Raw genomic sequence first — 25,518 nt, forward strand, 5'->3', positions numbered from 1 at the left:
TATAAATGTTTAGGCTTACAGCACAAATATCTATATAGTTCTCTTTTGTACTTAAAACAACAAAAGTTGTGTCGCTAAAACTATAGTGGGGTTTCTACAGCCTTAACAAACACAACTTTTATTCTAAAATTTTAGCACTTATTTTAAAAGCAACTATTCTACAACTTCAATAGTCAATTCTTTTATACCTTCTTTACTTCCATATACCGTTGTATTGTTGCCTAGGAAGGTTGCTGTATAAATTCCAGCTTCTGTGTAAGTATGTGTAAAAGAAGACAAACGTTCTGAATACGATTTTAAAGCTGCTCCTTGGTCTGGTAAAATAGCTGTTAAATCAATTCGTTCTGTAATTAACCAATCTTCATTAGTATAATCTGCAGAAGTTCCATTCATTCTAAAAAAACCATCAGACCAATAAATCCATTGATCTTTGTTGGTATCATCATTGGTTCCTTGAACATTGACTGTTTGCCATTCCGTTGATTCAAAATCTGTAACAGGTAAAGATGTTGATTTTCCTTCTACTGCCAACTCAATATTAAAATTATTAAAACGATACTCTCCCTGTCTGTTTCCTTCTGATGTTTTTCCATCTGCTAGAATTTTAAAAGCAATATAAACTGGTTTTCCTTCAGATGCTAAATCAGAAATATCTGCAATTCCAGAATTTGTCCACGCATACGTTCTAGCGGTAGGTAACACAAATTTATCGGAAATATCAATCCACGTTGCCAAAGCTATGGCTTCTGCAGTTCCTGACCCATCATAATCTGTAGAGTATTGCACTGACAATCCAGGATCTGATAAACTTGTACCATTTTGATAGTGTTGAGCACAATCAAAGGACATATTAATAGTTCCATCAATATTAGTTCTGTCTCTATGTTGATATTCATATCCAAATTCTCCTGAATAAAAACTTAAAAAATTAGGTGCATTTTCTATACTAAACTCAACCTCTTCACCTACCTTAACAGTTTCATTACTTACGGTAATATCAAAATTAGGTTCGCTTACTTCTTCAAAATCCTCACAACTTGTAAACACAAGTGCTAAAAGAGAAATGCTTGTTATTATTTTATGTATACTTTTCATATGTATGTGCTTTTAAATGATACGATGGAATTTTACCAACCTTTTGTTTGTGACAAGTTGGTATTTACTCCTAATTCTTGTTCTGGAATAGGTAATATGTAATGTTTAGAAATATCAAAATTGTTGTACCCATCTAAGTAGTTAAAAGACGAACTGAAACTATTGTATCTTACTTCTAAAACATCTGGTTCATCACCACTTAACGGAATACCATCATCTCCTAAATTTGCTTCTGCATAAATACTCCAATCAGTATTTAAAAACTCTGGATCTGCTGCTAGAGTTTCCATCAATTCTTTGGTTTCTGTAACCTTATCTTCTAAAACTCCCCATCTTAAAAGATCGTATTTACGATGTCCTTCAAAACACAACTCCAATCTACGTTCCTCCTGTATTAATTCTTCATTAATAACCGTTAGTGGTGTTGCATTGGCTCTATTTCTCACTCTGTTAACAGCATCTAAAGCCAAACTAGAACCAGGAGTAATGTTGTTTTCTGCTTCTGCATACATCAACAATACATCAGAAAATCTTAACACAGGCCAGTGATGAGCTCCATAACTTGAATTAGTATTGTTACTTTCTAAAGATCTTCTGTATTTGGATGCTACTTCTAAAAATTGATTGTTCAATAACTCAGGTTCACAATCATTTAATCTTGGAACATAATAAGGGTTCACGTTCCACAAACCTCTTTCATCAGCAAGATCTGATCTGTATTTTTGAATTAAAGAAATGGTTGCATTCATCAAGGCAAAACCTTTCCCACAACCTTCATCGTGCACTAACATTCCGGATACTGCTCCTAATTTTGAGGCTTGATACACATCTGAATTGGCAAAAGAAAAACCTATTTGAAACAATACTTCCTTAGGCTCATATATTTCCATTGCTAGGTTATTAAACACATCTTCATAACTAGGATTTAGTTCATAATAAGGATCGTTTATAATGGTTTCTGTCCATTCTTTAGCTTTTTCATACGCTCCAGGTTCATTAAATGGTGCACCTGCCATATATAAGTATGCTCTTGCTAACAAACCTCTTGCAACTCCTTTTCCTGCTCTACCTGGAGTTACATCAGCATCTTCAGGTAAATTTTGTTCTGCAATTTCTAAATCTGAAATAATTTGTTTGTAAACATCTATTCCTGGAGTTCTAGGTAAAAGTTGTCCTGAAGTGTTTTCTAATTGCATTGGAATTCCTTCTTCACCTCCAAATGCTTTTTCTAAATCAAAATAAAGAAACGCTCTTAAAAAATGTCCTTCTGCAATTAACTCTTGTTTTAAACTCTCTTCTAAATTTGATTTTTTTACTCCTGTTAAGAAAGTATTAACACTTACAATTCCTTCATAATAATTGGTCCAAACTGCTTTTAACTTTGTGTCTGATGCAGAGAAATCATTTTTAATATAACCAAATGCTCCTACTCTGTTGTAATGTCCTTCATCTGTATAACTAGAAGGGTACAATGCGTTAATTTCTGCTTCTCTATACGCACTCACTACTCTACTATATACCCCTGCTAATCCTGCTATAGCACCAGATTCTGAAAGATATAAAGTTTCTGAAGAGATATTATCTTTTTGTTCTATATCTAATAAATTGTTACATCCTTGTATAAACAGAAATGTTACTGATATGATTATTAATCTTATTTTCATAATTGTATTTTTTAAAATGATGCTTTTAAACCTAAACTAAATGTTCTTTGTTTTGGGTATGCAGAATAATCTATTCCAGGCATAATTGCTGAACTGTTTACAGAAACCTCTGGATCAAAACCAGAATAATTTGTCCAAGTAATTAGATTTTGTCCAGATGCATATAATTCTAAACTATTTAATTTTAATTTTTCCCAGTTCTCTACTTGAAAACGGTACGATAAGTTCACTGTTTTTAACCTTATGTAAGATCCGTCCTCTACAATTCTAGAAGAAATATCTTCAAATCCTTGTCCACCTGCTCTGTACATATCTGTATCTTGATTATCAATAGTCCATCTATTTACAGCAGTTGCTAATTGATTTTGTCCTACCGTATTTAAGTCTTCAAAAACCAATCTATTGGCATTTAAAATATCATTACCATAAGACCATTGAAAGAAAGTACTTAAGCTAAAGTTCTTATATTTAAATGTATTTCCTAATCCACCAAAATGTTTTGCCAAACCATTCCCAATAATCGTTTTGTCATCATTTGTAATCACTCCATCACCATTTAAATCTTTGTATTTTTCATCTCCTGCTTGGTGACTTGAGTAACTTGGTTGATTAGCTAACAACGTATGAGTAGTTTCTGTAGGGTCATAATTTTCAAAATCTTCAGGCTGGTAAACTCCGTCAGATATAAACCCATACATATTACCTAAAGGTTTATTTTCTTCTACTATATATTGTTGACTACTTAGTTTCCAGTAATAATTTGGAGTTCCAAAAATGGGTTTGCTTTCTGGTAAAGACATTACTTTATTTTGGTTGAATGAAATGTTAAAATCTGTAGACCAACTAAAGTTTTTGGTTTTTATATTTTGAGTATTAAAACTAAATTCAAAACCTCTGTTTCTTACATGACCTGAATTTACCCACTGAGTAGAAAACCCTTGAGATGGAGCTGCATCTGAATTTAACAATAAATCTTTGGTGTCTTTTTGATAAATTTCTGCAGTAAAAGAGACTCTATCTTTTAAGAATGCTACATCTATCCCCGCATTAAATTGTGATGTGGTTTCCCATTGCAAATCTAAATTTGCACCAAAACTAGTCGTTCTTTGTCCTAATATTGTTTGACCATCTATAAAATATGAAGCGTTATCTGAAGTTAAGACTTGATTTCCTGCATTGTAATCAAGTATTCTATCATTTCCTGTTTTACCATATCCAACTTTAAATTTAAGTTGAGAAAAAAGGTCTAAATCTTTAATAAATCTTTCCTCTTCTGCTTTCCAAGATGCTGCTATAGAAGGAAAATAACCCACTCTGTTATTCTCAGGAAAAGCTGACGAAGCATCTCTTCTAAGAGTAGCAGTTAGTAAGTATTTGTTTTTAAAACTATAGTTTAAACGTCCTAAGAAAGAAAGCACACTTCTTTTTTCAGTACCATTTACATCGGTTCCACTGTTTAGTGTTCCTTCATCTATAGCATTAATTCCTAAATGCTCTACATATTGAGGAATGTCTATAGACTTAAAATAAGTTTGTTCAAATTCTCTTATGTTTAATGTAGCACCTACAAGCGCATCAATTCTATGATCGTTAAAGGTCTTTTTATAACTTAATGTATTTACAGAAGAATAATATTTCCATCTTCTATTGTCCATGGATCCATTAATACCATCTATTTTGTTTACTAATCTTCCATAAACAGTTTGGCTGTTGTAAAACTGACCTGTTTTTCTGTGTTGAGAATTATAACTCCCTTTAACATCTAAAGTTAACTGTGGTGTTATTTTATACATTAAACGCAGATTTGTTATTAACTGATCTGTTTCACTTTTTCTATATTCATTGTTTAATGATATAATTGGATGCCATGAAACAATGTTTGTCAAATCATACTCATCGCTAATGGTATTTAAAGGATCTTCACCTCCATAATCTAAAAATTTATTAGCAACAGGTGTATAACCTATTAAACTTCTTAAAAAAGAGTAAGAAGAGGTTCCTTGAGTACTTAACCCTTCTTGAGAATAATCTGTGTAAATTAAATCTACAGTAGCATCTAACTTATCATTTATTTTATGATTTAAAGTAAGCCTACCATTTAGTCTATTGTACTCAGAATTCAACAAAGTTCCTTGATCCTCAATAGCATTTATAGAAGCATTAAATTTTGTTTTTTCTGCTCCACTAGAAATTTTAATTTTGTGAGTTTTAGAAAATGCCGTTCTAAAAGCTTCATCTTGCCAATTTCGGGTCGGTGCATCCACATAATCTTCTAAATCACCTACCATAACACTGTTTCCTGTTACTTCATCTGGTATAGAAAAGAACCTTAAACTCGTTGAGCCTTCGTTCAATTCTAAATTTAATTTTATGTATTCATAAGAATTTAAAACGTCTAAAGTTTTAGATACTTCTTTAACATCAAGCCTTGTTTCATAACTAATTTTTGTTTTTCCTTTTTTAGCTCGTTTGGTGGTTAGTATAATAACCCCATTAGATCCTCTTACACCATAAATAGCTGTTGCAGATGCATCTTTTAAAATATCCATAGACTCTATATCCGATGGATCTATCAAACCAGGATTAAAATCTTCTACAATAAATCCATCAACAACATATAAGGGTGAGTTGTCTCCGTTTACGGTATTCCCACCTCTAATAACGATGCTTGATGCACTACCAGGTTCACCATTTCCAGAACTTACTTGTACACCAGAAACTCTACCTGCTAAAGCTTCATCAAAATTTGCTACGGGGGCTTCAGTTAATTTCTCCATATCTACAGAAGCTACGGAACCAGTTAAATCCTTCCTTTGAACATTTCCATATCCAATAATAACAACCTGATCCAATACGCTTAAATTTGGAACCAGCTTTATATTGTATACAGATTCTTCTGTAACTGTAATTTTTGAAGGCTCATACCCCACAAAGCTAAATTCCAGCTGTGCACCTTTATTTACACTTATTACAAAACGACCATCGAAATCGGTAACCTCTACAGTTGAATTTGATTTGTTAAAAATATTGACCCCAGGTAATGGCATCCCCAATTCATCTACTACGGTTCCTTCTATCTCTTTTTTCTGGGCATTTGATGAAAAAACACCAAATACTCCAACCAGAATTAAAAATAATATTGCCTTTTTATATACTAAATTTGGCAAAAGTAACTTGTGCTTGTTTTTCATATTCATGTTTTAGATTAGACTTAGTACAAACTTAAAATGCTTTTAAATTTTTAAAAAGGTAGTCCTTATTCAATTTTGAGGGGCTAGCTGTTCAGACCTTTAAAAACAGGGGTATTGACAAGTTATATGAGAATGATTACGTAAAAAAGGTTAACCATTTAGAGATTAACCTTTTTTATTTCTAACTCATTTTTATGATGTTCTCTTAAAGTTATTCATCTAAACTAGATGAAGCATTTGTACGACATTCTGACGGCAATTCGTTAAACAACTCCTTAAACGTTTTTCTAAAGTGTTTTAAATCATTAAAACCAAGACTAAAGGCTATTTCAGAAATATTTAATTGTGTATTTACAATCAGCTGTCTTGCTTTTTTAAGTTTTATGGTTCTTATAAATTCAATAATAGTTTGGTTTGTTAACGCTTTTAACTTTCTATACAAAGCAGACCTACTCATCCCCATATCCGATATAAAATCTTGAATAGCATATTCAGAATTTTGCATATTATCTTCTATCAAGTTGATGGCTTTTTGTAAAAATAATTCATCTTCAGACTCAACTTCTACTTTTTTAGGCTCAAGAATAATCTCTTTTCTATACTTTTCTATAAGTGCTTTTCTTGCCTTGATTAAGTTATCAACCCTAATTTCTAAAACGGTTGAATCAAAAGGTTTTAAAATATATGCATCTGCTCCGGTTTTGTATCCTTGTTTCTGAGATTCTTCTGATGTTTTGGCAGTTAACAAAATAACAGGAATATGACTGGTAGAAATATTGGTTTTAATTTTATCACAAAACTCCATTCCATTCATTTCTGGCATCATTACATCGCTAATAATTAAATCTATAGTCTGATTTTTAGTGATCTCCAATCCAACTTTTCCATTCTCGGCCTCTAGTATATTATAATTCTTTTTTAAGATACTTTTCACAAAGCTTCTTACCTCAAAATTATCTTCAACAACTAAAATTGTGGGGCTTTCATCAGTTACTTCATTTTCTGTTTCTATATTTTCTGTGACAATATCTTCTGATAAAAAATCCGAAGTGTTGGTTAAAAACAAATTTTGATTTTGATCTATTTTGTTTTCATCAACAATTTGATCTTCTCTTAGGTGATTTTTACCTAGTGGCAACAAAACAATAAAAGAAGTTCCTTTTCCTTCTTTACTAACTACTTTAATAGATCCATGATGCAATTTGATTAAACTTTTAGTCAATGCTAATCCTATTCCCGTTCCTGTACGGACATTTTCGTTTTGCTCTAATTGATAAAACCTCTCAAAAATAAGTTTGATGCTTTTTTTAGGTACTCCTTTTCCGCTATCTTTTACAACTACTTTTACAAAATCTTTAGCCGTATCTTTTTTATCTTTCTTGTTAATTATTGATACTTCTATGCTAATTGCTCCATTGTCTGGTGTAAACTTAAAAGCATTTGATAATAAATTAAGGATTACTTTTTTTAAGTTGATTTTATCATACCATAAGTAAATATTAGCATTAGATGGTGTATAAGAGTAATGAATATTTCTTACCCTTGCCAACTCATCAAAAGAAAGTTTGATGTTTTCTATAAACGGAACAATATTAGATCTGGATGCTTTTAGTTGAATTTTACCGGATTGACTTTTTCTAAAATCTAACAATTGATTTACTAGCTGTAACAAAGTTTTTGCATTTCTATACATAATTTTATGCTGATTTTGCATAAACTCATTCCCCATACCATCTTTAATTAAACTTTCTAAAGGCCCAATAATTAAAGTTAAGGGAGTACGAAAGTCATGAGATATATTAGTAAATAACTGGAGCTTTAACTGGTTAATTTCTTCTAATTTTTCTTTTTCTAATCTTTCTTGTTTTAATTCATTTTTTTCCTGAATTCTTAAAAGGCTATACTTTCTAATAATTAAAAGAATAATTACTATGATAATTGTATAAATAAGGTAAGCCCACCAGGTTTTCCATGGTGCAGGAAGTATTTTTACTTTTATAGTTGCTCCTTTTTCATTCCACACACCATTGCTATTTGATGCTTTTACTTTAAAAGTATAGGTTCCTGCATCTAAGTTGGTATAGGTTGCTGATCTTTTGTTTCCTATATAATTCCACTCCTCATCAAAACCATCTAATTTGTAAGCATATTCACATTTTTTAGGTTTAGAATATCCTAGCGCAACAAAATTAAAGCTGAACACATTGTGATGATGTTTTAAAACAAGTTCGTTATTTTTAGCTAAAAAAGGTTGGTTGTTTACAAGTATAGAAGTAATTGAAACAGGAGGAATAAAAGAACTTTCTACCATACGATTGGGATTAAAATAATTAACACCATTTGCTCCTCCAAACATCAAATTATTATTTTTTAGTTTTATGGCAGCTCCATAATTAAATTCATTTTCTGTCAATCCATCAGAAACATTAAAATTATCAAATTTACGAGTGGATAAATTCAAACGACTTAAACCATTATTGGTACTCAGCCAAAGATTGTTATCATCATCTGGCAATACACTATAAATAACTTCGTTTGGCAAGCCATTATTTATATCGTATTTGGTACTTTTTTGAGTTTTCGCTTCGTAATAATACAATCCATCTCCTTCTGTACCTATCCATAAATTATGTAATGCATCTTCATAAACATCTAAGGTTGCACTAACCGTATATTCATAAGTTTGCTTTTTTCTATAAACTAATGGTTCTATTTTATAGGTTAGTGTATTTAATTTTGCCAAACCTTTATTGCCTCCAACCCACAATGTGTTTTTTTCTGAAGCCTGAGAAATGGTGTAAATAATAGAGCCTATACTGTTTAAAGAATCTTTAATTCTAACAATTTTATTGTTTTTAAAAACATTTAAACCACCTCCAGAAGTTCCTATACAAATATTGTTGGTGTCATCTTCAAATAGAGATATTACACGGTTACTGCTTAAACTGGTGGTATCGTTTAATTTATTTTTATACTTTTTAAATACTTTGGGTTGTTTGTGTACCTCTAAAAAATTTAAACCACCGTCATGAGTTCCAATCCATAAATTTCCTTTTTTTGTTTTGATGATAGATTTTACATTGTCTGCACTGATGCTATTAGGATTTTTACTATCATGTCTATAATATTTAAACAGTTGAGTGCTTTTATTATAAAAATTGATTCCACCACCTTCTGTACCAATCCATAAATTTTGATGTTCATCTTCGGCAATAGAACTCACCACTTTGTAATTCAATTTAGATTTGGTTAAACCAGCAGTAAAGCTTTTAAACAAATCATAATTTCTATCGTAATAATTAATTCCACCCGCATAAGTACCAATCCATATGTCTTTTTTAGTATCCTCAAAAATCTCATAGATAGAATTCTGACTCAGACTGCTTGGGTTATTTTCTTGATGTTGAAAATGACGTATAAGAGTTTTATCCTGATCAATAATATAAAGTCCCGTATATGTACCCACCCATAAATGACCTAAATAATCTTGAAAAACACTTCTAACCTCACTGGATATTGATTGAATTGCATTGGTTTGAATCTTAAATTTTTGAAAATTATTAGTATCCTTGTTAAAAAACCAAAGACCATTTTGATATCCTAACCAGATAGATCCCTCTTTATCTTCATAAATAACAGGAGCATAATTATCTGTTTCTTTTTTTACAGTACTTGGAGGATATGAAAAAGTTTGATGTTTATTATTTTCTGGATTAAAAACATCTATATTTTCTGTATTACATATCCATATATCTCCTTTATTTTGAATGCATAAACTTCTTATTTTGTTACTAGACAACTCTTTTTTATTCGCTGTATATTGGGTGATTGTATTACTTTTTACATTAATTTTTTCCAAACCTAGATTTGTAGCCAACCAAATATTTTGATTTTTATCTGCTGTAATATCCCATATTTCTTTGGTTTTAATTAATGTATCTTGCTTGTGACTATAACGCTGAAAGTTGTTTTCTTCTGGAATAAATTTATTCAAACCATTCATGGTTCCAACCCAAATATCTCCTTGTTGATCTTGAAATAAAGACCTCACAAAATTATTACTTAGGCTATAAGTATCTTGAGAATTATGACGGTAATTTATAAAGTTATGACCATCAAATCTATTTAAACCATCTCTGGTTCCAAACCATAGAAATCCTTCACGATCTTGAAGAATACAAAGCACAGAACTTTGAGACAATCCTTCCGCCAAGGAAAATTGTTTGAACTTTAATGCTTGATTTTCTTTTAAATTATCTTGACTACAAAGAAAGTTATGAAATAAGATAAAACATAAAAATGTTATTCTTTTTAATGATTTCAAATTTTGAATTATAAAATAGTTAGTAAAAGTATTGTCCTTAGACCTTGATATTTATTACAAAATAAACATAAATAGATTAAAAAAAATATATTTACCGATGTATTTATGAAACGTAAGATAAAGATAGCTTATACTTTTTGGATCATTATATAGTTAAAATAGACACGACAATTTGTCTTGATCCTATATTTTGCTTTTGTTTCAAATTACCACAAACAAAAAAGCCTTATAAACATAATGTTTATAAGGCTTTGGAAGAGATTAACTTTTCTCTTGCGGTCTGGACGGGACTCGAACGTTTTCCGTTATGCCTTATAAACAGTGCTACTACACACATATGTTACTTTTTACTAACCGAATCACTAACCAATAATTTGAGTATAATTATATTAATTTGATTCGCATTTCTAACTACAAACTTACGACTTAATACACTATAAATCAATATAAAAAGCATCAAATATTATGATACTTGCTTCAAATATTGGTTGATGATTTCGATACTTATCCCGCTATATTCAGCGAATTCTTCTGAAGTGATAAATTGGCTATAAATTTATTTACTTATTCTGACAAAAGTTCAATTTTCAAATAACACACTGAGTCTATTTTATAGAAACAACAAATTATAATGATTTCCATAACAAAATTCATAATAAATCACCTTATTCAATAGCTCTTTTTTTAGCTAATTTAATAAGTTCCAACATCTGTTTTACAACTTCTTTGTTTTCTGGTTTATTAGCTATATTTTCATTTTCTTCTGGATCAATTTTTAAATTATACAACATCATTCCTGGTTTTTTTCCCGTATATTCTGTAAAAGAATATTCTTTTGTTGTTATCGCATCTCCATCTAAAAAACGACTATACGCATATTCTCTAAAACTTAATTTAGGATTACTAATATTTTTAACAAAACTCTTACCTTGAAGTGTCTCTGGAGGTTTTACACCTGTTAATTCACATAATGTTGGATACAAATCCACTGATTCAACAATAGCATTACTAGTATTCCCTTTATTGATATTTGGTAATTTAATCATCAGAGGAACTTTTAATGACAAATTCATTGTATTATGTTTTCCCCAGAAATTATGCTCTCCTAAATGCCAACCATGATCCCCCCATAAAACAATAATAGTATTCTTATCTAAGTTTAAATCTTCTAGCTTAGAAAGTACATCTCCTATTAATTTATCTGTATAACTAACACTCGCTAAATAACCATGTTTCATAACTCTATGAAATTCTTCAGAATTACGCTTCATTCCATTTAAATAGTAATTTTTTAACTCACCACTTCCATGAAGTGCTTTTGGAGCATCTTTAGGTCTAAAGATATTATCTGCTAATTCAATTGAATCTCTGTTATATAAATTCCAATATTTCTTAGGAGCATAAAAAGGCATATGAGGTCTCACAAAACCACATGCTAAAAAGAATGGCTCTCCACTATCTTTTAAGATTTCTAACTTCTTCATTGTTTTTAATGCTGTTTGACCATCTGGATATTGCCAGTCATCAACATCGGGAGATTCCACAATACTTCCTCTTCCTCTCTTACTTAAATGGTTTAAAGTTTTTGGATCTAACGATAACCTATAATTTAATTCATCCTCTTCCTCTTGATATTTTCTCCAAGCAGGCTCACTCCAACTTTTTTGTTCAGAATCATGTTTACTATGGAATACTTTACCTATCGAAAAAGTTTTATAGCCTGCCTCTTTAAATTGTTGCGGTAATGTTTTAGCTTTTGGAACATCTTTTTCTGCCAAAGCATCATACTGCACAAACCTATTTAATGTTGGTAAAATACCTGTTAATATACTTGCTCTTGACGCACCACAAACAGGAACATTACAATATGCTTTGTTAAAAAGCACTGCTTTTGATGCAAGCTTATCTATATTAGGAGATATTACTTGAGAAGCCCCATAGCACCCTAATTCTGGACGAAGATCATCCACCATAATGAACAAAACATTAGGAGAGCTTTTAACTAAAGGTTCTTTTTTACTTATTTGATATGTTCTACAAGAAGAAAAGAACACCATTAATATTAATAATCTATACATGTTTTTATTTTTTATTTTTACTTCTAAACTCCATCAACTCCTGCTCTTGCCCTGTAATAACTAATCTTAAATTTTCTATCTCTTTATGTAATTCTTGTACATCTAATGGTAAATCTATAGTTGAATCTTGAACAGAAATAATATGTTCATTCTTTGATTCTTTTGACATTTTAAAATAATTTTCATCATATAAAAAAGGAATATTCGCAGGTTTGGATTTTAAAGATATAGTTGATGAACTTAATCCATTTGAATACGCTTTTATTTTTATTTCTCCTGATTTTAATGATGCACGAACTAACATTGTTGCTACTCCCATCTCCGTTTTCACAGGATTTAAATTTACCAATGAACCTTCACCTTCTATTGTAAAATATACTTCAGATGAAGCTAATACTTTTTTAACTCCATCAGTATCAACAATTGTAGCTCTTATAGGTACAATATCTGATCCATCAGCAATCAAATCTAAACCTTCAGAAGACACATTTAATTTTACTCCTGATGTTCGTTCAGCATAATTTTTGTGCTGTTTCACAACAACTTCATTTCCTATCAATCCTTCAACAACCAATTCTATTTGATTTGTTTTTCTTCTCCAATTTGTATTAATCTCCGAAAAATCAAACGCATCTTTAATAATAAAAGGCGGGTGTGGTAAATTTCTATATTTAGGATCTGTAGATGGTTTTATTATACCAATTACCTTACCTAACCATGTAACTTTAAGTTTTTCACAATTACTAAAAAACACCATATCCTTAGGTGATATCTGAGTTAATTCATTTGCTGCAAAAACCATTGGACCTGTTTTAATACCATTGACTTTATAGGTAGGATCGTATTGACTTTTATATAAATAATAAACATATTTTGGTAGCCTAACCCCGTTTAAAAGCCCTCCCCAAAAAGGATCTGGATGATACCCTCTTTGATGATCAATTCCCGCCCAAATAGCACCACCTAATCTTGATTTTGGTGTTGCATACCTATCACTTAAAGTAGCAGCTTGTATTAATGCTTGATTTAATAAAGCACGTTCTCCCCATTCCATTTTAACACGAGTAGTAGCATTTTGAGATGACCAATTATCTACCTCATTTCCATCTCCATACTCACGATTAAACGAATTTACATTAGGATCTGTTCCATGATAATGCAAATCTAACCCTCCTTTCTTAGCTTCTTGATAATCTGTTACCGTAAACATTCCCGGAAATGGATATTCTTTATGTGCTATTTTATGCATGGTATTCATCGCATTCGCTGGCTGCTTAGGTGTTTCATTCAATGCTGTTTCCCACATTAATACAGAAGCCACATTTCTATCTCTTCTAACCAATCTACGAGTATCTTCATATAGTCTTTTTTCAAAAACTGGACTTTTAAAATTAAAAAAGTGCCACCCAGGATTTGCTGTTGTGGTTAACATCCCTAATTCATCGCAAGCATCATAAAAAGCGGGGTCTTGAGGATAATGACCTGCACGGATAATGCGAGAACCTCCCTCTCTTAATAATTTCACATCTCTCCACTGGCCTGAATTAGGTAATGCATTTCCTATAAATGTATAATCTTGATGACGATTGACACCAATCAATTTATCTGTATAAGGCATTTTATTGATATACAATCCGTTTTTTCCTCTCATTTCAAATAAACGAATTCCAATTCGTGTTCTCATCGCATCTACAACTACTCCATTAATCAACAATTCCGTTTTAATAAAATGTAAGTAAGGGTTGTCTGGGTGCCAAAACTGTACATCGTTAACAGTTAACAACTGTTTCATTTGTTTAGACTTTCCTGCTCTTAGAGTTAGTTTTTTAGTCGTTTTTTTAAGAAGATTAAAATTAGTATCCTCTAAAGTTGTCACCAATTCAATTTTACTAGTTTGCTTACTATCATTAATAACCTCTGTTCTAATTTCTAATTTAGCAGTATTGTCAGAAACATCAATAGTTCCTGCAAAAACGCCACCTCCAGCAACAGTATTACTTAATTCTGGCAATGTTATATGTGTGTTAGATGTTTGAATAATATAAGTATCTCTATAAATTCCTCCCATATAAGTAAAATCTAAACCTCTTTGAATTTTCCCTGGTAAATATGAAGTATCATCACTATTATCAACCTTAACAGCAATTGTGTTATTTCTATCGTCACTATTAATTTCTTTACTGATATCAATAGTAAAAGGCAAATAACCTCCAAAATGCTCTGCAACTATTTTTCCATTTATCCATACTTTACATTTACCCATTACAGCTTCAAAATAAAGATATGTTTTAGTTTTAGGATTATTAGTTATTTGAAACTGTTTACGATACCAAGCAATTCCTTGGTAATTTCTTCCTCCACTTGCATTTTCTCCCAATACTTCCAAACCATGTGGTATATTTGCAGCTTCCCATTTAGTATCATCAAAGTTCACTTTTTCGGCTCCTTTGAGATCGCCTTTGTAAAATCTCCAACCTGGATTAAAATTAAAAACCTTTCTAGGTGTATTTTTCACCTGATAAAAACCAGCTGTAGAAAAACTCTGAGCTTGCAACACATAACTACAAGCTAGAACCATAAAAAATACTAGATATTTTGATTGTTTCATTATTTATTTTTTTTTAATCTAATTTTTAATATTGTTTCCTTAGATTTTATTGATTTTCTAGGAATACGTATTTCAATTCGTTTTAATTTTTTTATTTGTCTATCTAATTTTAATGGAGAAGGATCTAAAGAAACAACAGACATTTTATAATTAGGATGTGTAATATTTTCTAAACTTAATTTTTTACCATCTTTACTTAAAACAGCTCCAGTATTCGTAATTAAAACATCTGCAGTTGTTAACATTTGCCAGGTAATTAATTCTGTTTTTTCAGAAAACTCTAATTCATCTACAATTAATAATGATGTACCACTTTCTTTACAAAATGTCCTTTGAGCCTTTTTTATATTATCTCCATAAACAGGTGTTAAATCAAAAGTAACCTCTGGACTCTCTCCTTCTTTAAAATCAATCATTTTAGCATAAGCCCCACTATTAAACAACTGATTATTAATAGTTAAAGTATTGTGACCGAAATTATTTTTAGTTAACAAAGTCCACCTATCACTTGTTTGAGCACTAGACCATAAATTAAAACCTTCTTTTTCTAATTCATGATACCCTTGTACTCCTGGATCTATAGCCCACCTAACCTTATCTAATTCAAAAACAAAAGAACCAGCATCCATATTACCATGGCTGATACTAGCCCTACCTCCTTTACAACCTAAATAAAATTGATGTTCTCCTTCACTTCTAAAAATCGCCAACGGATTACTCCCATTTCCTTTCCAATTTAAAGGTAATTTCTCTCTTGATTTTTCGTTGAATTGAGCTAACCAAAGCATAGCAATACCATCAAACCTAGATAACTTACCCATACTTTTAGGAGCTTTTAAAAAGCTTTCTTCCTTATAAAAAGACTTATTACCTGTTTTTGTTGCAAACCATGCTAAACTAGAATTTCCATTATCATTCTGAAAATCCTCACAATCAGAAAAATTAAAATACCTCCCTGATGGGGCTTCACTTAATAATCTAAACACAGCACTAGCCATAAATCCAGGTACATCATTTGCTCCAAAATCAGTATCAAAAGCACTCTCAAACATACTATTAGTTGTAACGGAATATGCGGTTGCATAGTCCCAATATGTTGCCCCTTCTGGATAAGCTCCATCTGGTCCATAAGTAGCTAAAGCATTAGGCAAACCATCTAACGCTCTATGTATTGTTTTTGCGGAAATTTCACTATACTGATCTGCAACTACAATAGAAGCAGCTATTAAGCCACCAGAACACACTTGATTCCAATTGGTATTACTATAAGCTATATTCCATTTTTTGTTTTTTCTCCAAGATTTTTGTATTGCTTTCTCTAACAATGACTTTTTTGCCAATTCAATTGTTGTTTTGGGTAATTGGTTTTGAGTCCAATCTACAGCAATAGCAACTCCTAGAGCCATTTCCGCAACATCTAAAAAATGAGAGGGATTCCAGTCTTTAAAGTTACAAACAGCTAAAACCTCATCATTAATTCTGTTTAGTGTTTTAGGATCCTCTTCCATTAAATAAACAAATCCTAAAATATTTATTCTATACAAAAATTCACGGGAAACATCTAACATTCTTCTCCCCTCTAGAACTCTTTTTAAAAGTGGTTGCTCATAAATATTGGCCGCATTTAATTGAATTGCTTTGTACATATTAATTAAAACAGGATCTTTCTTTAGTTTTTTCTTAACCAAGTCAACTGTTTTTTTTGTATAAACAATTCTAGGAAGTGTTTTTTTTATCTCTTTTTTTAAATAAAGAGTAGACATCGGATTTTTTAATACAGGCTGTACATTTTGACTAAAAACACTAGTACAAACTAAGGTTATCAAACAAATATTTAAAATAAATTTTATGTTCATTTTTAATTACTCTTTAAATTATTCTAAATTCTTATAATACTTGTATACCTCTGTACCAGCTGCTAAAAATGCCCCTGATCCGTAAAGCTCTGTGTAATCCTTAAAACTTTCACCAGGTGCTGCCCCTACAGGTTGTACATAGCCCAACATTCCATTTTCATTTACACAAGACACCAAGGCATTCCAACTTTTTAACATTACATCTTCATATTCTTTTGCATCTAACACACCGTTGTTTATCCCCCAAGCCAAACCAAAAGTAAAAAAGGCAGTTCCACTAGTTTCCATATTAGGAAAATCACTTTCGCTACCTAAAAGACTAGCCGACCATGTTCCGTCTGTTCTTTGACGTTCTTTTAGAGTTTTAGCAATATCTTTAAAGACAGTCAAATAAAAATCTTTACCACTCCAATCATTAGGAAAATCAGGAATCATTAAAGCCAAACCGCCAAATACCCAGCCATTACCTCTAGCCCAAAATATTTTTTCTCCGTTTTTTTCTCTAACATTAAAATAACTTTTATCTCTAAAAAATAGTTTTTCTTCTTTATCCCAAAGCATATTATATGTTTTATGATATTGTTTATCCATAAAATCTAAATACTTAGAATCTTGAGTAACTTTTGAAAGTTTTGTCCATACTGGTGGTGCCATAAACAAAGCATCAGACCAATACCATTGGATTTTTTGAGCTCTTTCTGTATGTAAGATTGAGTCAAAACGAGTCTGTGTAGGCAACAACATATTTTCTTGTTTATAGATCCCATATAAATCTAAATAAAACTGTCCTACTGCTTGGTCGTCTGCATGGTAAACTCTATTGAACAATCTCCATTTATTTTTATTTCCTATATCCTTTAACCAATTAATATATTTTAATGGACTGTCTGATATAGAAGCATACTCTAATAACCCCGAATAAAACGCTGCACAATGCCATTCCAGATCATGATAAGTATTTCTGTGATGCCAAGATTTTCTGTTTTTTGATGGCAATGCTCTATACATCCCCATGTCATCAAAAGTTCTAATTTGCCAATTGGCAACTTTTTCTGTAATCGCCTTTACTTTCTGAGAGTTTGATTTCTTCTTAAAAGCTATGGTTGAAAATAGTACGATTACTCCTAACGGCAACAACCAAATGAATTTTGATTTTTTCATTATTTACTTATTCTTTTAAATTCCAATTTGTAACATCTTCTATAATTGAAGTTTCATCATTTGAAACTACTTTAATAACGTTCTTCCCTTTTCTTAACTTTACATTATCAAATATTACAATATTGATATCTGATTTATTTTTTAACGTCCTTATTTTCTTATTGTTTACATACAAGGTCACTTTGTTTAAATTGGTATATACTTTTACCGTATTCACCTTTAAACTTCTTTCTTTATTACGTTTTTCAGTAATGTATAAAACCGGAGACTTGCTCCAATTAGCTTTATAAAAATAAAAAGCATCTTTTTTAACTTTTCTATCATATGTCACCAATCCTTTGTGATTTAAATTATTTACACCTCCTCTATTCCAGCCTGCAACAGAAAAATCAAACATATTCCAAACAAAAGTTCCCCAAACAAAAGGACGATCTTTTAATATCTTCCAACTTTTCTCATGATATATAGAAGCTACCATTTCAGGAAAATATTTCCCTTTAGGTTTCTCTAATTTACTTATGTCTTGATGATTGATATTTCCTCCTGCTCCATACTCACTAATTGCAATTTTAATATTTGGATGATTTTTATGTGACTTATCTAACCACACACCTAATTCCTCTGTGGAATTAGAATACCATCCAAAATATTTATTCCATGCTTGTAAATCTGTAATATTTCCCATGTTTGAAATCATATCTCTATCACTTGCAGAAATAGTAAGTCTTGTTTTATCTATACTATTCGCTATTTTCTTTAACTCCTTAACTAATTTTACAGGCGGAGAATTTTTTCCTTCCCAAGCTCTTACTTCGTTCCATAGTCCCCAAACAAAAACACTTGGATGATTGTAATTTTGGTAAATCAATTCTTTTAGTTGTTGTTTTGCATTACCTTCTTCTCTTCCGCTCCAATCATGAACATTTGGAATTTCTGCCCATACTAAAATTCCTTTCTCATCCGCCAACTGATACGTTAAGTCAGAATGTTGATAATGAGACAACCTCAAAGAAGCAGCACCTATTTCATCAATTAAATCCATATCTGTTCTTAATTGATTTTCTGTAACCGCTGGCCCTACCTGTTTCCACTCTTGATGTTTACAAACACCATTTAGACGATAAAAATCATGATTTAAAATAAAACCTTTTTCAGGATCTATTTCATACGTTTTAATTCCGAACTTCTGGCTTACTCTATCAACTCCTTCTGTCGTTGTTAGTTTAACCTCTAAATTATATTGATGCGGGTTGATACGTCCATTCCATAGTATAGGATCTTGAAGTGTTAAATTTTCAACTGCTACAAAATTAGCATCTGTAGCTATATATTCTTTTTCAGATTCTGCTACAACTTTATTTTTAGCGTTTTTCAACAAATAAGAAATCTTTAATTTTTCAGAATTAGATGGATTACTTATGTGAGTTCTAATTTCTAACTCTGCATTATTGTCAGTTAATTTTGTTGTTTCAACAAACACCCCTGATGAAGCAAAATAAGTAGGTGTTATATTACAAATAGGTGTAGAAAAAATTTGTACAGATCTATAAATACCTCCATAATGATTAAACAAAGCATCATCTACAGGTATTCTTTTAAAATTTGGTGCATTGCTAACATTAACCGCCAGAATGTTTTCTTTTTTTAAATCAATTTTATCTGTAATCTCGAAACAAAATGCAGAGTAGCCTCCAGTATGCTTTCCTATTTTTTTACCATTTAAGTAAACAACTGCTTCCTGACCTACTCCTTCAAAACGAAGATAGACTCGTTTCCCTTTCATACTAGTTGGTACTTCTACTTTAGTTCTGTACCAAGTTTCCCCTTTATAATAACCTACATTATGAATAGCATCCATAGAATAACTATGAGGAATTTTTACTGATTCCCATTGTAGGTCATTTAACTGAGGGAGTTGTCCCTTATTATTAACTCCTTTAAAAAATTTCCAATCATTTATTTTTATGACATCTCTACCTTCTAAAAACGGTACTTGTGCTATTGTTCTTAAGCTAGGTGCTAGTATCAAGACCAATACTATTATTATTTTATTTATTTTCAAGTTCATCAATTGTTGATTATTATTTTTCTTAAACATAACTCCTATTTTGTGGTAAAGTTCCATACTTGACCAAAACTCATCCCTCCTTTCTTATCTACAATATTTACTTTCCAGTAATAAGTTGTATTCGTATCTAAATTCACTTCTAAGAAATTTTCACTTTGTCTATTTGAAATTTTATGTATTGGTGGATTCTCAGTTCCAAAATAAACATCATACGCTAATAAATCTCCATCAACATCTTCTCCTTTCCAAAATAAATTAATCTTATCTTCTTCAACTGTATTTTTTGTTTTTGGAGCTATCAACTCAGGTGAAAATGGTAAATAATTCACACCCCCTGGACCTTCTGTGTAAAATTGAAAAACAGATGAATAGTCACTACTTAAATTCTTGGAATCAATTGCTTTTACTCTCCAGTAGTAAGCAATTCCTTTATCTAGTGTTACTGTTGTATTGGTTGCAGCTACGCTAAGAGATTTATTTAATGTAGAAAACTGTGGGTCTTCTGATATTTCTAATAGATACGAAATAGGGTCTCCATCTGCGTCTATTGAAGCTTCCCATTTAAAATCCAAAACATTTGTAATACATAATAAATTGTCTGAAGGGTGTGTTAAGGTTGAAACAATAGATGGACTCTGATTTTGTTTTTCTGTAGTATCATTATCTCCATCTGAACAAGAATAAAACATGATTCCTAAAAACATTAAATATTTTATGTTTTTCATACGACTATTTTTTTACAATTTTAATATTGATAGGCTTGTCAAGAAAAATTTTAGCCAAATAAACCCCCTTAGCTACATCTTTTATATTCATTTCAACTTTTCCTGATATTACAGAGTATACTTTTGAAGTTATTAATTGAGATTGTATATTGTATAAATTTACCAAAACCTCTTTTTCTGAGATAGGCAACACAAACTCAACATCACCTTCCGTAGGATTTGGATACGCTTTAATATACCCAGAAAAATCAATATTTTTTAATAAGTCTCCTTCGCAAGCCACACTAGATTTTACTTGGACTAAATCTCCTTGATTAACTTCTAGAGAAAATGAGTTAGAATAGGTTTCATATACGTTTTCTCCATTAACAGATACATTAAAAGGAGCCGTCCCGCTCTCTAATTCAACCAAAATTTTATTAGAAGTTAATGACGATTTACCAGTTACTGTAGGTGCTTCTTCAACTTTTAAGCTATAACACTGATTAAAAGCTGTACCCGTAATAGAAATACACATATTGTAAGTATCTGGAGTAATATTTTCTAATGTCAATTCTTTCGTAAAATTGGTATCGGTACCATTAAAATTAACATTGTAATTTTGTTCAACATCTGCAACAATAGTGATTTTACCATTATTTTTATCAACACAAGTTTCGCTATTCACAGTAATTGTAAATTTATTATCTTCTGGGGTTTTCTCTCTAACTTCTAACAACAGAACATCCTCAGGACTCATTTCAAAACTAGTGTTTAGTTTTTCTCCAGTAAGAAGATTCTTACAGATAATAGGATTTGTGACTCCTCTCAAACCTAAGGTTATTGATGCTCGTGTTTTTCCGATGTTAACAATAGATATTATTTCTTCACCCTTCGAACTCGTATAAGACCTCCAGACACAACCTTTTAAATTTAGATCATTCGTTTCTGTTAATGTTATATTAGGTAATCTTTGTTTTGTCGTAACTACGTTCTTTGCTTTGACAGCAAAATCTGAAACTGAAGATGCAGAGATAATAACACCTCCGCTGTTCGTATTTAAGGTAGCACTTCGAGTTCTACCATACTCATTTTTTTTAAGACTTACGGCATCCACAATAATGGTTCCTCCAGCATCCAAATAGCCTTGTAAAGCATTAAATTCATTATCTGTCACAAAATCAGTTTTATAGACTAGAATAGCATCCCAAAGTGAATTGTTTTGTTTCTTTATGATATTTTCAGTAGCAAAACCAATTGAAATTCCATCAAAAAATAAGGATTCATACAAATGAAACGTGTCATTCATACTTTCATCTCTATTGATTGGCGTAGTATTGGTATTAAATATTCTAATAGGCTTTCTTACATTCTGTAAAGCTGTGATATGTTCAGAATGTGCGTTTAAATCAATAATAGTTGCTTCAACAGCATTTACAATTCTTGGTTGTTGATTGTTAGAGCCTGCATATCCATTTCCAGCTTGAGGTTTAATAGACATTACGCCATTGCTATCTTCTTGTCTAGCCCAAAGCCATGTTTGCACCACATTAAGACCTTGAACATAAGCCAACCAATAGGTCATTCTTGCATAAGATGGTGCAAGGTGTAAATCTCTAAAACGGGTGGTAGAAAGAAAATGCCCTTCAGAATTAAAATTTATTTTATTTGGGCTTACAGATTTAAAAAAATCATAAGACATACACATTTCTCTCCATTCAAAGTTGTAACGCGCTTCCCAATCTTGAGTTGAACCCCACATATATGCATTATGAGAACCGGCATCATTACCAATAATACCACTTAAATCTGTAAGTGCTTCCATATCCAAACCATGATCCCTTTTATTTCCAGACCACATTCCGGGTATTAATTTTAAGTGCACTTTAGCCTCTGGATCGTGTTTTTGAATCTCATCTTTTAAGAATTGATACCATTCAGTTACTCTATCCATATTAAAACGCTGCCAATCATACCATTTCGGAGTACCTTGTAATGCTTTCTCTATAGGGATGTCAATAACGATATCGTTAAAGTCACTAAAGCTAGTCCCCCATAAACTGTTGACATCCGCAATTGAATTGTGCTTGTTTTGTAACCAAGTTCTAAATTTAACTTTGGAGTATTCTGACACTGGTCCAGAAGCCCAAACTGTTTTTGAGCCATCTTTCGTAGTAATAAAATGAGGTTCGTTACACAGCATGTATCCTAAATCTGAATACTTTTTTCCAGCCATTAAGGGTACAGTACCTTCTAAAAGAAAACTTTGCATTTCTCGTGCTCCAGGATTATCAATATCGTAGGCTGTAAACGTATCTTCACGCATTTTAAAACCAGGTCCATATTTAGATTCCGCCCAACCAGGTACTCCTTTATGATTTAGAAAAACAAACCCAAATGTGTGATCAGTTTTCCCATTAATCTCAGCTAGTAGATCTGATTTTATAGCACCTGAACTATTATACACATCATTTGGAGTCATAAAAACACCATCTTTATTTCCAAAAAACTCTGTCAGTTTTGGGATAGAAGGTTTCCAAGAATAATCATTCATAAAAACAGGTTTTCCTTGATATAAAATTTTATTCCCACTAATGGAAACATCAGCCCAATCTACTTTTAGGCTAGGTTTTCTAATAATTTCACCATTGATTAATTTATTTATAGTTAAAATTGCCTCATCCAACATTAAAATAACTTCGCTACGTTCATAATCAGGAAGTTCGGCAGCTAAAGTAGATGCGTTGTTTTTATAGATGGGTACTTTGCTATAAAACTCTGTATTTATTGTAGTATTGTTTTCGTCCCAATTGGCATATTCTAAAAATACTTGTGCTGTTCTAGTGGTCATTTTTTCCTTTAAAACATCTATATCATTATTTTCTGCTTGTTTAATTAACAATTCTAATTCAGCTATTTTAGTAATAGCCGTATGTTCTAACTGTGCAAAACAAGAGTGTTGCATATACAGGAACAGAACAAATAAAATTTGTTTTGTTTTCATTTTATTAATATTTTAAGAGTATCATCTATTTTATTTTTTTATTTAAAAGGCTACTGTTTAAAACAGTAGCCTAAAAAACCATTTACTAAAACCTACTAACTAAATTCTTTTTTCTAAAAGCACCCAAGACAACTCATCCAAATACATTACTTGTTGACCAACAACACCTGGATTCTCTGCTTTATTTACAGTCAAATTGTATTGTCCGCCAGCAGAAATTCCGCTTGGCTCTGGAACTTCAACAATTTGGCTAATTTCAACCCATTCTCCTCTTGGTAGGGTTTCAATATCCCAATCTAAACGTCCTACTGGTGTTGTATTGAAGAAACCTTTCATTGTGTTTCCTGCCTCTAAATATACTTTATAAGATACTTTATAACTCCCTGGAACAACTCCTTGAAAACTATATCCTGTAATTGTTATATCAACATCTACCCCAGAAGGAGGTGTACTATATTTTAAAGAAGCTTCTCCAGAACTAAACTTTTCCATAGTTCTATTAAAATATGCAAAAGGCACATTTTTATTACCTACCCAAAACCCATTTAACCCTGCATTTTTGGCATTCGGATTATTATGAACAGTTTCAAAACTCCATTTAGGATCATTAATAATATTACCTCCTAATGCTATACTTACTTGTTTTGGTCCAAATGGCTCTAATACTCTTGTATCTACAGAAGTAATACCACCACCTGTATAAGAAACTGTTATTTCATCTGTATTATATACCGTTTCGGATAGTACTAAATTTATTTGGGTAGCATCAGTACTATTAATTGTTGCTGACAAAACAGGAATATCTTGATTAAATTCTGATTCATTATTAACAACATGTACTTTAAAATTTCCTTCTTCATTTAAAAAAGGTTCAATTTCTCCAGTAACACCAAATGTAATAGAGTCGTCATTATTTTGTTTTATTCCTCCTGCTTCATTAAAAACAAAAGGTTGGCTTGACGGAATTACTTCTATTATTAAAGGAATTAATTTTGTTTGTTTTTCATCAGGAACTTCATCTCCTTCTCTAATTGATTGAATTTGCCCTGCAGTAAATTTACCTAAAGAAAAATATCCAATATCAATAGAACTTTCAGTAGATTTATTAGGTTTTCCTTTTGGAAGACTCCATGCTCTAGAAGTTGGTCTATCTTCCGTAGTTAAATCTACATATGTTAAGGCATCCCCTGCTTCTACTTGTATTACAGGCCATGTACTTTCATCTTCAATCAAAACATTAGAATCCGCTAAAACATTAATAAGTTCATTACCGTTCTTATCTAATACTTTAAATGCTGGTTTTAAAGGACCATATACATCTATTTCCCAAGTGTTTTCTATCACCCAAACTCCATCTTCTTTAAAAGCAGGTATAGGTTCACTTCCAAAATAAGCCAAAGAATCTTTAAACGTATTTCTTAGTTTTACCTTATTAACTCCTTTGTTTAAGAATAACACATGAGCATCTTTATTAGTGCTTGTTAAATCTAATTCTTTGTTTATAAATAGCTCTAGTGAATCTTTTTCTCCAAATCCTGGGTATAAATATTTATTTCCTTCTTCTATAAAAAACATGTGAGATAATGCTCCTTGAGACAGATCTCTAAAAGAAAAAGTTCCTCCTAATTTTACAACTTGTGCTGCACCTGGTCTTGTATTCATTGACCATGTTACATCTTGAAAATCTGGTGGTAAAATTTCTTCTTCACACCCATATATGAAAACAAGGGTAAAAATGATTAGTATATTTTTAATTTTTCTCATC

The 25,518-nt window shown here is 31.2% G+C and carries 12 protein-coding genes; all 12 read right to left on the reverse strand.

Translation table 11 applies throughout. From position 1 onward, the window contains the following. Window positions 1-153 precede the first annotated feature (153 nt). Window positions 154-1,095, reverse strand: a complete 942-nt coding sequence (locus Q4548_RS12630; RefSeq protein ID WP_303455611.1) for a DUF5017 domain-containing protein — start codon at window positions 1,093-1,095, stop codon at window positions 154-156. A gap of 32 nt (window positions 1,096-1,127) precedes the next feature. After that, window positions 1,128-2,759 carry a RagB/SusD family nutrient uptake outer membrane protein gene (locus Q4548_RS12635; protein WP_303455613.1) on the reverse strand — a complete coding sequence of 544 codons (1,632 nt, stop codon included), beginning with the start codon at window positions 2,757-2,759 and terminating at the stop codon, window positions 1,128-1,130. Between the two features lie 11 nt (window positions 2,760-2,770). Further along, the gene (locus Q4548_RS12640; protein ID WP_303455615.1) at window positions 2,771-5,950 is read right to left on the reverse strand and encodes a TonB-dependent receptor; all 3,180 of its coding nucleotides are present in this window, start codon (window positions 5,948-5,950) and stop codon (window positions 2,771-2,773) included. A 211-nt stretch (window positions 5,951-6,161) separates the two neighbouring features. Beyond that, complete coding sequence (locus tag Q4548_RS12645; RefSeq protein ID WP_303455616.1) at window positions 6,162-10,274, reverse strand: hybrid sensor histidine kinase/response regulator transcription factor; 4,113 nt, start codon at window positions 10,272-10,274, stop codon at window positions 6,162-6,164. A 665-nt stretch (window positions 10,275-10,939) separates the two neighbouring features. Next, a complete protein-coding gene (locus tag Q4548_RS12650; protein ID WP_303455617.1) occupies window positions 10,940-12,352 on the reverse strand; it encodes a sulfatase in 1,413 nt (470 codons plus the stop codon). A gap of 4 nt (window positions 12,353-12,356) precedes the next feature. Continuing rightward, window positions 12,357-14,960 carry a glycoside hydrolase family 2 protein gene (locus tag Q4548_RS12655; protein ID WP_303455618.1) on the reverse strand — a complete coding sequence of 868 codons (2,604 nt, stop codon included), beginning with the start codon at window positions 14,958-14,960 and terminating at the stop codon, window positions 12,357-12,359. Further along, complete coding sequence (locus Q4548_RS12660) at window positions 14,960-16,816, reverse strand: heparinase II/III family protein (protein ID WP_303455631.1); 1,857 nt, start codon at window positions 16,814-16,816, stop codon at window positions 14,960-14,962. The genes Q4548_RS12655 and Q4548_RS12660 overlap by 1 nt, the downstream gene beginning before the upstream one ends. 18 nt (window positions 16,817-16,834) lie before the next feature. Continuing rightward, window positions 16,835-17,977, reverse strand: a complete 1,143-nt coding sequence (locus Q4548_RS12665) for a glycoside hydrolase family 105 protein (RefSeq protein ID WP_303455632.1) — start codon at window positions 17,975-17,977, stop codon at window positions 16,835-16,837. Window positions 17,978-17,984: 7 nt separating this feature from the next. Beyond that, on the reverse strand, window positions 17,985-20,075 hold the full coding sequence (locus Q4548_RS12670; protein WP_303455633.1) for a glycoside hydrolase family 2 protein: 2,091 nt from the start codon (window positions 20,073-20,075) through the stop codon (window positions 17,985-17,987). A gap of 5 nt (window positions 20,076-20,080) precedes the next feature. Continuing rightward, a complete protein-coding gene (locus Q4548_RS12675) occupies window positions 20,081-20,770 on the reverse strand; it encodes a hypothetical protein (RefSeq protein ID WP_303455635.1) in 690 nt (229 codons plus the stop codon). 4 nt (window positions 20,771-20,774) lie between these two features. After that, complete coding sequence (locus Q4548_RS12680; RefSeq protein ID WP_303455637.1) at window positions 20,775-23,753, reverse strand: beta-galactosidase; 2,979 nt, start codon at window positions 23,751-23,753, stop codon at window positions 20,775-20,777. A 99-nt stretch (window positions 23,754-23,852) separates the two neighbouring features. Continuing rightward, window positions 23,853-25,517: a hypothetical protein gene (locus Q4548_RS12685; protein WP_303455638.1), complete on the reverse strand. Its 1,665-nt coding sequence runs from the start codon at window positions 25,515-25,517 to the stop codon at window positions 23,853-23,855. Window position 25,518: the final 1 nt, after the last annotated feature.

Origin of the sequence: Wenyingzhuangia sp. 2_MG-2023 (genome assembly GCF_030548295.1) — a bacterium.
Lineage (GTDB): Bacteria > Bacteroidota > Bacteroidia > Flavobacteriales > Flavobacteriaceae > Wenyingzhuangia.

Excerpts from the sequence above, each read along its gene's own strand:
- Q4548_RS12635 (WP_303455613.1), bottom strand. The coding sequence starts at position 2,759 with ATGAAAATAAGATTAATAATCATATCAGTAACATTTCTGTTTATACAA.
- Q4548_RS12670 (WP_303455633.1), bottom strand. The coding sequence starts at position 20,075 with ATGTTTAAGAAAAATAATAATCAACAATTGATGAACTTGAAAATAAAT.
- Q4548_RS12660 (WP_303455631.1), bottom strand. The coding sequence starts at position 16,816 with ATGAACATAAAATTTATTTTAAATATTTGTTTGATAACCTTAGTTTGT.
- Q4548_RS12675 (WP_303455635.1), bottom strand. The coding sequence starts at position 20,770 with ATGAAAAACATAAAATATTTAATGTTTTTAGGAATCATGTTTTATTCT.
- Q4548_RS12640 (WP_303455615.1), bottom strand. The coding sequence starts at position 5,950 with ATGAAAAACAAGCACAAGTTACTTTTGCCAAATTTAGTATATAAAAAG.
- Q4548_RS12680 (WP_303455637.1), bottom strand. The coding sequence starts at position 23,753 with ATGAAAACAAAACAAATTTTATTTGTTCTGTTCCTGTATATGCAACAC.
- Q4548_RS12630 (WP_303455611.1), bottom strand. The coding sequence starts at position 1,095 with ATGAAAAGTATACATAAAATAATAACAAGCATTTCTCTTTTAGCACTT.
- Q4548_RS12655 (WP_303455618.1), bottom strand. The coding sequence starts at position 14,960 with ATGAAACAATCAAAATATCTAGTATTTTTTATGGTTCTAGCTTGTAGT.
- Q4548_RS12685 (WP_303455638.1), bottom strand. The coding sequence starts at position 25,517 with ATGAGAAAAATTAAAAATATACTAATCATTTTTACCCTTGTTTTCATA.
- Q4548_RS12650 (WP_303455617.1), bottom strand. The coding sequence starts at position 12,352 with ATGTATAGATTATTAATATTAATGGTGTTCTTTTCTTCTTGTAGAACA.
- Q4548_RS12665 (WP_303455632.1), bottom strand. The coding sequence starts at position 17,977 with ATGAAAAAATCAAAATTCATTTGGTTGTTGCCGTTAGGAGTAATCGTA.